This is a genomic window from Paenibacillus sp. 2TAB26 (genome assembly GCF_052115145.1).
GTDB lineage: Bacteria > Bacillota > Bacilli > Paenibacillales > Paenibacillaceae > Pristimantibacillus.
Genome location: NZ_JBFRGC010000026.1, coordinates 106,811 through 114,448, shown reverse-complemented (window position 1 = coordinate 114,448; position 7,638 = coordinate 106,811). Strand labels below are relative to the sequence as shown.

The following is a 7,638-nucleotide window of genomic DNA, read 5'->3' as shown; positions in this document are numbered from 1 at the left end:
ACTTACTATAACGCAATTCGTATTCAAACGAAACTAAATAACCAGTCGCCGATTGATTACAGGCGACTGGCCGTTTAAACTTGAAGGTGTTTTGATCCCTGTCTCACAAATGGGGGTCAGTCCCGAATACCATGTTCTAGACGGGGCTGCTTTTTTTAAACTTTGTGATTTTACTTATTTACTCATTTGCCAATGCTTGAATCAATAGAAGTTCATAACTGGCAGCAACGCCTCCTTGCATGCTGAACTTCTCCTCGTATTCCTTATACATGTTGGCAAACAACCGCCTCGAACTGAGACCTCGCTTCGTATTAGCCTCTGAAGTGCTAGCTCCCATCGCTTTTACCGAGTGAAGAAAGTCTCTTGCTGAAGCATACTTTTCCGTCTGAATGAAGCTTTCAGATTGAATACTAGAAAAACCAGATTGAATGAGCAAGCTGCTCCATTCATTTGTCGATAGAAACCAAAGTCCGTGCCGCTGCGGCTCGACTACACTGGCTCGATAAGCTTCGTTAAAAGCATAATGCATCTCGCAAAATGTAGCAGGTCCGAATGTCGTGAATATGAGCAAGCCTCCAGGACGAAGCATGCGCCGAAGGTGACCAAATGTTTGCCTTGAATTGCTCAGCCATTGAAAACAGGCGTTGGAGACGATGAGATCATAAGAGGATTCCTGAGCATCTTCTCCCCATACTTCAACATCCGCCTGAATAAAGCTTATACGCTCTGAAGTGTTTTTTAGGATGCCATCACGGTTCGCTTCATTTGATAATACACGTTGTTCAGCCAGCTTGATCATGGCGGGAGCAATATCAAGTGCTGTAATACTTGCACTAGGCCATTCATGAACTAGAATCTCAGTCAATGTCCCCGTGCCGCAGCCGATCTCAAGAATCTTGGGCTCGGCCATGTTGCGTTTGTTCTTCCACCCAATGAATGCTTTCGCAAGGTGATCTGACATCCTACGCTGAACATGAGCATGAGCGTCATACGAATTTGCACTGCGGTTAAATTGACGTCGGATATCATTTATCCTACTGATCATGCCACCATCTCCTCAGTTCATTAGCTATTTGGTCTTCCCTTCCTAAGAAAGAGGCATGCCCGCAGGCTGGCATCGTGAATAACGTTGCTTTTGGCAACTGGGTCATAAGCTCCACTGCCGCGCCGTAAGGACAAATACGATCATCAGACCCATGCACAATAAATACCGGGCAAGTGATGCTCTTTAGTTGAGACAAACAATCCTCGCTTCGCAAAATTTGAAGTCCTGCGATTAACGCTGGGGTTGTCCAGCTGCCGATCGTGGATAGGCTTTCGTCTAGAATGACTTCCCTTTCTGCATCCGAAAACATGAGCTCTCGGAATCTTGATTCTACCCCTTGTCGGTCCTGTTTGAGCCCTGTAATCATCTTCCTAACATATATATCTGCAAAGCCGAGATCAGACTCACCTTTTGATCGAGTAAATCGAGCAGTTGCTCCGAACAACACAAGACCATCAGCAAACCCTTTTGCCGCGAGTCTTAGTGCAAGTAAACCGCCAAGAGACCAACCTCCGATTAACAACGGACCATGATCAGCCATCGTCTTGTCTACTGCCATTTCAGTCAGGAGCAGCATTTTCTCTGGAGAATCGGCATCACTGTAATCAACAGAAACATGATGAAAATCCGGAAGAAACTCACGAATCCGATCGAAAACCGTATCTGGCATACTCCATCCGCATAACCATAAAATAGTGCCGCTTGTCTGTCGCTTAAGTTTCACTGATTCGCTATCCAATGTAATCATGGACTCAGCACTCCTAGTCGAAGTCCGATTGAATGAATGCGTGCGGCTGCATTTAACAACTCCTTATCTGTATGAACTGCTGACAAGGAAAAGCGAATACGCGCTGTTCCATCAGGTACAGTAGGTGGACGGATGGCAACCGCTGTGATTCCCTCTTCTTCAAGAGCTTCGCTGAAGCGTAAAGCCATATCGTTAGAGCCTACGATTAAGGGTACAATTTGGGAATTTCCGGAACCGATGTTAAACCCCGCATCACTAAGGAAGGAACGAAATAATCTGCTTGCTGCATAAAGCCTTTCTCGACGCCAGTGTTCCTCTTTTACTAAAACTAACGCCTTTGAAATACCAGCAACGATTGAAGGAGGCAGCGCAGTTGAATATAGGAGTGGTCTAGCCTTATTCACAAGCCATCGTATTAGCAAGCGGCTGCCACAAATATAAGCGCCATAAATACCGAACGATTTACTGAATGTTCCCATATGAATATCAATGTCATTCTGCAATCCGAATTCATGGCACAATCCTTCGCCTCGCCCTCCGTAGATCCCCCCACTATGTGCCTCATCCACCATAAGCATCGCTCCGTACTCCTGTTTGAGCGCAACAAGTTCACGCAATGGTGCCATGTCGCCATCCATAGAGAAAATAGCGTCTGTAACGATCAGCTTACGCCGTTTATCACGATACTTATTTAATAGCGTACGTAAATGTTCCATGTCGTTATGGCGATACCGGGCGTGCTCCGCACGGCTGAGTACAATGCCGTCCACCATACTCGCGTGGTTCAACTGATCGCTAAAAACAACATCTCCTCGCCCTACAAGTGCACTAATCACACCAGAATTAGCCATATAACCATTTGCAAAAACTAACGCTGCTTCACAGTTTTGCCAATCCGCTAGTTCTTCTTCTAGACAACCATAAGGTAATCGGTTGCCTGTCACATGGCGTGATGCACCTGAACCAGCTCCTTCAGTGAGCAAGGTCTCACGCATCACTTCAAGTATGGCCGGATGCTGGGCAAGTCCAAGGTAGTCATTAGAGGACAAATTGAGCAATGTTCGTTCTCCGCGCATCGTATAACCAGGTGATCCGAATACAGAGCTAGTTATACGCAAAGAACGCTCCCTCGAAACATCAGCCAATAATTCTAGTTCTTCTTCCATCCATTTCATAGTTGGCACCGCCTTAAAGGGCAATTAACTCAATCTCAAAGCCCAAATCCTCAATAATTTGATGATCAGCTGATATGTCTTGGCCTGCTGTCGTTAAATAATCCCCCACAAAAAGTGAATTCGCGGCGAAAAGAGATAAAGGCTGCAGCGTACGTAGGTTGACCTCTCGGCCGCCTGCCACACGGATTTCTTTAGAAGGACATATGAAACGAAACAGTGCTAGTACCTTCAACGCTTTCATCGATGGCGTGCGACCTGCGTGTTCCAGTGGTGTTCCCGGTATTGCATTCAGAAAATTGATTGGAATTGAATCCGCATCTAGTTCGCGCAGCGCATAAGCCATTTCGACAATTTCCTGATTTGTCTCACCCATGCCGATAATGACGCCAGAGCAAGGGGACATGCCGTATGTCTTTACTTTTTCCACAGTTTCAACGCGTTGATCATAAGTATGGGTCGTCGTGATGGAAGGGTAGTTGGCTTTACTGGTGTTCAAGTTGTGGTTGTATCGATGTAGGCCTGCTTCAGCAAGTCGCCTGGCTTGATCATCCCCAAGAATACCCAAACATGCGCAAATTTTTAGAGGCATCGTTTCACGAATTTCTTTTACTGCAGCCACCACTTGGTCTAGCTCCCTGTTAGTTGGGCCTTTCCCGGACGCAACAATACAATAGGTTCCAGCTTTACGCGCCATCGCCTCACGTGCACCTGAAAGCAATGTGTCTTTATCAAGCAGAGAGTATTTTTTAACTGGGGCCGTCGAAACAATCGATTGCGAGCAATAGCCGCAATCCTCGGGGCAAAGGCCGCTTTTGGCGTTGATGATCATATTCAGCTTCACTTTTTTACCGTAAAAATGTTTTCTCACCGTAAACGCTGCTTGCATGAGCAGCAGCAGCTCATCATCGTCGGCTTCAAGCACTGCGAGCCCCTCATCTAGCGTTAAGCATTCTCCATGCAATGCTTTTCTGGCAAGCGATTGCCAATCCGTCTCTACTTTAATTGTTTTCATCTCTATCATCCTCCTATGGGTTTAACTGCAAGTGCCTCTCTAATAGGCGCGAATTGTATGGATTTTTGTAAGGTATGTATCAGCATGTGTGTAGTCTCTTCGGTATGCAAACGAGGAAACCGACCGAGAACTTTAAGGCCGCTAAATTGTTCAATTAGTTGTGCATTCGTAGCAACACTCGGATCGTCATCTGTTTCCGTTAATTCACCATCGTTCAGTATAACGCCAACAATAGGAACCCCCCGATTTTGAAGGAAAGAAGCAGTCAGAAGTGTGTGGTTAATTGTCCCGAGGCTGGAACGGGCTACAATTAGAGCAGGAATCCGAAGCTCCGCAATGAGATCCACCATGAGGGTGCCATCGGTCAGTGGCACAGCGACGCCGCCAGCCCCTTCGATGAGCAGTGCTTCATAATGTTTTGTGAGCGGTAAACCAGCGGCAATTAGCTCCTTAATCGTAAGCATCACACCAGCCTGCTTAGCTGCGAGCATTGGCGCAAGTGGAGCTTCGAATGTAAATGGCGCGACTGCCCCAGGCTGTTCGTTTATTCCCGTGCTTCTTATCAGCCGCTCAGCATCGGTAAGACCGCTGCCAAGAGGAGCACCGGTTTGAATCGGCTTCCAGACACCAGCATTCATTCCTTCAGCACGGAGCATAGCGGTAATGGCTGCCGTTATAACCGTCTTCCCGACGGCTGTATCTGTACCTGTCACAAATAATCCGCGTATCGAATCATCGTTAAAAATGTTCAAAGAACTCATTCCCCTTCGGTGACGTGAAGTATCGATTCCATCAAAATATTTGTCATGGCATCCAGTTCAGCAACATTACTCGAGAGCGGAGGAATAAAGACGATCACATTGCCGAGCGGCCTTGTTAGCATTCCTAGCTCCCTTGCCCGCAAGGTTGTGCGAACTCCAATTCGATCTGCCCAGTCATACGGCTCACGTGAAACCTTGTCGCGTACGAGCTCTATTCCAATCATTAGTCCCTTTTGCCGGATTTCACCGACATGCTGGCAATCCTTTAGCGCTGCGAGCTTTCGCTGGACAAACGATGCCTTTGCTCTTACTCCCTCGATCATATTGCGCTCTTCAAACAACTTTAAGCTTGCCAAAGCAACGGCACAGCCAATCGGGTTACCGGTATAGGAATGACCGTGGAAAAATGTTTTCTGCTCTTCGTAATCAGCATAAAACGCTTCATACACCTCGTCAGTTGCAAGTGTCGCTGCTACAGGCAAATACCCACCGGTCAGCCCTTTGCCAATCACCATCAAATCAGGCGAAACATCTTCGAGTTTACAAGCGAACATCGCGCCTGTCCGACCGAAACCAGTCGCCACCTCATCAGCAATGAGCAGTACGCCATACTCACGGCACAGCGCAGCCATCTGGCGTAAACAGCCTGAAGGCATAACGATAATTCCCCCAGCCCCTTGCACAATCGGCTCCACAATAAGTGCCGCGATTTCATCCGACTTTGTCTCAAGCAAATGACGCAGTGACGCTAACGTATCTTCCAGTGCCTGCGCCTCACCGCCTGAATGACGATAAGCATAGGGATATGGAATGGTGTAAGAAGAAAATAACATGGGGCGAAAAGTGTCATGATACAGAGGAATGGCACCGACGCTCACCGCACCAATTGTATCGCCATGGTACGCTTGGTTCATCGTTACAAACTTCGTCTTACCTCGTATCCCCTTGTTATGCCAGTATTGAAATGCCATTTTGATCGCGATCTCGACACCGGTTGCTCCTGAATCGGAGTAAAATACTTTGTTTAGTCCTTCCGGAGTAATTTCCACCAATTTTTCTGCAAGCTCAATTGCCGGAACATTAGCCATACCAAGAAGGGTGGAATGGGCCACTCGCCCTAATTGTTCTGTAATCGCCTGATTTAGCTCCGGCACATTGTGTCCATGTACGTTAAGCCAGACGGATGAGAAACCGTCATAATATGCGCGTCCTTGGACGTCATATAGCATGATGCCTTCTCCGCGTTCAATAATGAGTGGATCAGCGTTATTGTAATCTTTCATTTGAGTAAATGGATGCCATAAGTGGTTCTTATTCATGGCAGCAAGCCGTTCGAAATCTGTTATCACAAATGATCACCATCCATTATTTTTAATTGTTAACCTATAATAATTAATTTAGGTTAACAATCGGATTTTGCTATTCTAGCAGACCTGCACTCCCCTGTAAAGAGAATACAAAATGAAAGATTAAAGATTAACTCCGTGAGGAAGCAACCGAAAGCCTCATGAATAATAACAAAATATAGAATTATACTTTTGTTCAGCTACTCAAAAAAATACTAAAATAGAAACAACAAAAACCCTTCTGCTTGGATCACAAAAGGGTCGATTTTTTAAATTATGAAATATGATTTAATGTTTTTTTAGCTTGCACATGTCTATGAATAATAAATATTTTCAAGCCCTGCTATCGTTGTCGAACAGACATTTTCCCTCGATCATAAGCAAGGATGATCATCGTCGCACCTAAGCCAGCACAGATCATATACATCATAGAATATGAGGTGAAATCAGCTATTGGCCCCATTATAACGCCGCCCAGCGAAATTCCTAAATCAGCCATAGCAATAAAAAGTCCGATTAACACATTGCGGCTCTTCTGCGGCAAAACAAATGTTAAATAGGTTGTTAATGTAGGATAGATGAGAGCCTGAGCCGTTCCCATTAAAATGGATCCCGCATAGAAAAAAACAGCTCCTCCCGTTACAGAAAAGCTCACGCATTGCGCCGCCAATGTCAAAAGGAGCATATTCCCCATCAGAAATGATGAATGCCATTTACCGCTTGACGGAATCTTTTTTCTTAAAGCAAAACGAGCCAAAACAACGGTACCCGCTTGCAGCATTAGATAGATTCCAGCATTGCCATTTTTTAATTCCGAAGCGTATAAAGGAATAAAGGTGGTAACTGCTCCAAATACCATTGAAGCTACTAACATCAACATGCTGCACTTAAACAAGATTGGGTTAGTTACTAACTGACCGAAGGATTTAAACATACTTTCTGACTGCCCGGTCTGATTTGCAGCAGTCTGGTCGCTTCCTTGATCCATTTTGGTGCCATAACCGAACACCCCAGTAAAGATTGCAATCGCAATCATGACCATCGTAAAATAATTCATATCCCCCGTTTGCCAAATGCCCAAAGCCAGAACAGGGCCAAGGATACCCGGCATATACGTAAATAAAGAATAAAGTGAAATGCCTTGGGAGCGATCCTTCTCTGGCAGTGAATCAATGATGCCGATCTGCAAAGCCATTGAGAAAAAAGCGGTTGAAACTCCTTGTAAAATACGAGCAATTAAATAACCCTCTAAACCCGTAATCGTATAGAGGATTAATGCAAAACCATTGACGATAAGAATAATGCGCAGCACTTTTATCGGTCCGTGCATTTGAATAATTCGGCCTGCCCACGGTCGAAAGAACATGGTTGTGAACAAATACGCCCCCATGATTAAACCGATCGTTGTGTTGCTGGCTCCGAGTGACTCTCCACGCAAAGGTATAATGACATTTAATATGGAATTGCCGCTGAAATAAAGAAGAGCCAGCATATACAATCGTATAAAAGGCCAAGATAATGCTCCACTCACAACTTCCCTTCCTCCTAACT

8 protein-coding genes are annotated in these 7,638 nt (G+C 45.6%); 1 reads left to right on the top strand and 7 read right to left on the bottom strand.

The window, feature by feature from the left end; all coding sequences use genetic code 11:
- On the top strand, positions 1-78 hold a 78-nt coding region (locus AB4Z50_RS27060), incomplete at its 5' end, for an IS3 family transposase (RefSeq protein ID WP_441884045.1).
- A gap of 100 nt (positions 79-178) precedes the next feature.
- Here the strand turns inward: AB4Z50_RS27060 and bioC are convergent.
- The 7 genes from bioC to cntE all read right to left on the bottom strand — a co-directional run bounded on the left by bioC (position 179) and on the right by cntE (position 7,618).
- Positions 179-1,045 carry a malonyl-ACP O-methyltransferase BioC gene (bioC, locus tag AB4Z50_RS27055; RefSeq protein ID WP_441884024.1) on the bottom strand — a complete coding sequence of 289 codons (867 nt, stop codon included), beginning with the start codon at positions 1,043-1,045 and terminating at the stop codon, positions 179-181.
- Entirely contained in the window at positions 1,035-1,793 is a 759-nt protein-coding gene (locus AB4Z50_RS27050; protein ID WP_441884021.1) for an alpha/beta fold hydrolase, read from the bottom strand. The genes bioC and AB4Z50_RS27050 overlap by 11 nt, the downstream gene beginning before the upstream one ends.
- Positions 1,790-2,968: an 8-amino-7-oxononanoate synthase gene (bioF, locus tag AB4Z50_RS27045; protein ID WP_441884018.1), complete on the bottom strand. Its 1,179-nt coding sequence runs from the start codon at positions 2,966-2,968 to the stop codon at positions 1,790-1,792. The genes AB4Z50_RS27050 and bioF overlap by 4 nt, the downstream gene beginning before the upstream one ends.
- 13 nt (positions 2,969-2,981) lie before the next feature.
- A complete protein-coding gene (bioB, locus tag AB4Z50_RS27040; protein WP_441884015.1) occupies positions 2,982-3,980 on the bottom strand; it encodes a biotin synthase BioB in 999 nt (332 codons plus the stop codon).
- 5 nt (positions 3,981-3,985) lie between these two features.
- Positions 3,986-4,732, bottom strand: a complete 747-nt coding sequence (gene bioD / locus AB4Z50_RS27035) for a dethiobiotin synthase (RefSeq protein ID WP_441884012.1) — start codon at positions 4,730-4,732, stop codon at positions 3,986-3,988.
- A gap of 5 nt (positions 4,733-4,737) precedes the next feature.
- On the bottom strand, positions 4,738-6,060 hold the full coding sequence (gene bioA, locus AB4Z50_RS27030; RefSeq protein WP_441884042.1) for an adenosylmethionine--8-amino-7-oxononanoate transaminase: 1,323 nt from the start codon (positions 6,058-6,060) through the stop codon (positions 4,738-4,740).
- A 370-nt stretch (positions 6,061-6,430) separates the two neighbouring features.
- A complete protein-coding gene (gene cntE / locus AB4Z50_RS27025) occupies positions 6,431-7,618 on the bottom strand; it encodes a staphylopine family metallophore export MFS transporter CntE (protein WP_441884009.1) in 1,188 nt (395 codons plus the stop codon).
- Between the last annotated feature and the right edge of the window lie 20 nt (positions 7,619-7,638).

Bases quoted from the DNA above. Each gene is read 5' to 3' on its own strand.
- bioF (WP_441884018.1), bottom strand. From the start codon at position 2,968: ATGAAATGGATGGAAGAAGAACTAGAATTATTGGCTGATGTTTCGAGG.
- bioB (WP_441884015.1), bottom strand. From the start codon at position 3,980: ATGAAAACAATTAAAGTAGAGACGGATTGGCAATCGCTTGCCAGAAAA.
- AB4Z50_RS27050 (WP_441884021.1), bottom strand. From the start codon at position 1,793: ATGATTACATTGGATAGCGAATCAGTGAAACTTAAGCGACAGACAAGC.
- bioC (WP_441884024.1), bottom strand. From the start codon at position 1,045: ATGATCAGTAGGATAAATGATATCCGACGTCAATTTAACCGCAGTGCA.
- bioA (WP_441884042.1), bottom strand. From the start codon at position 6,060: ATGAATAAGAACCACTTATGGCATCCATTTACTCAAATGAAAGATTAC.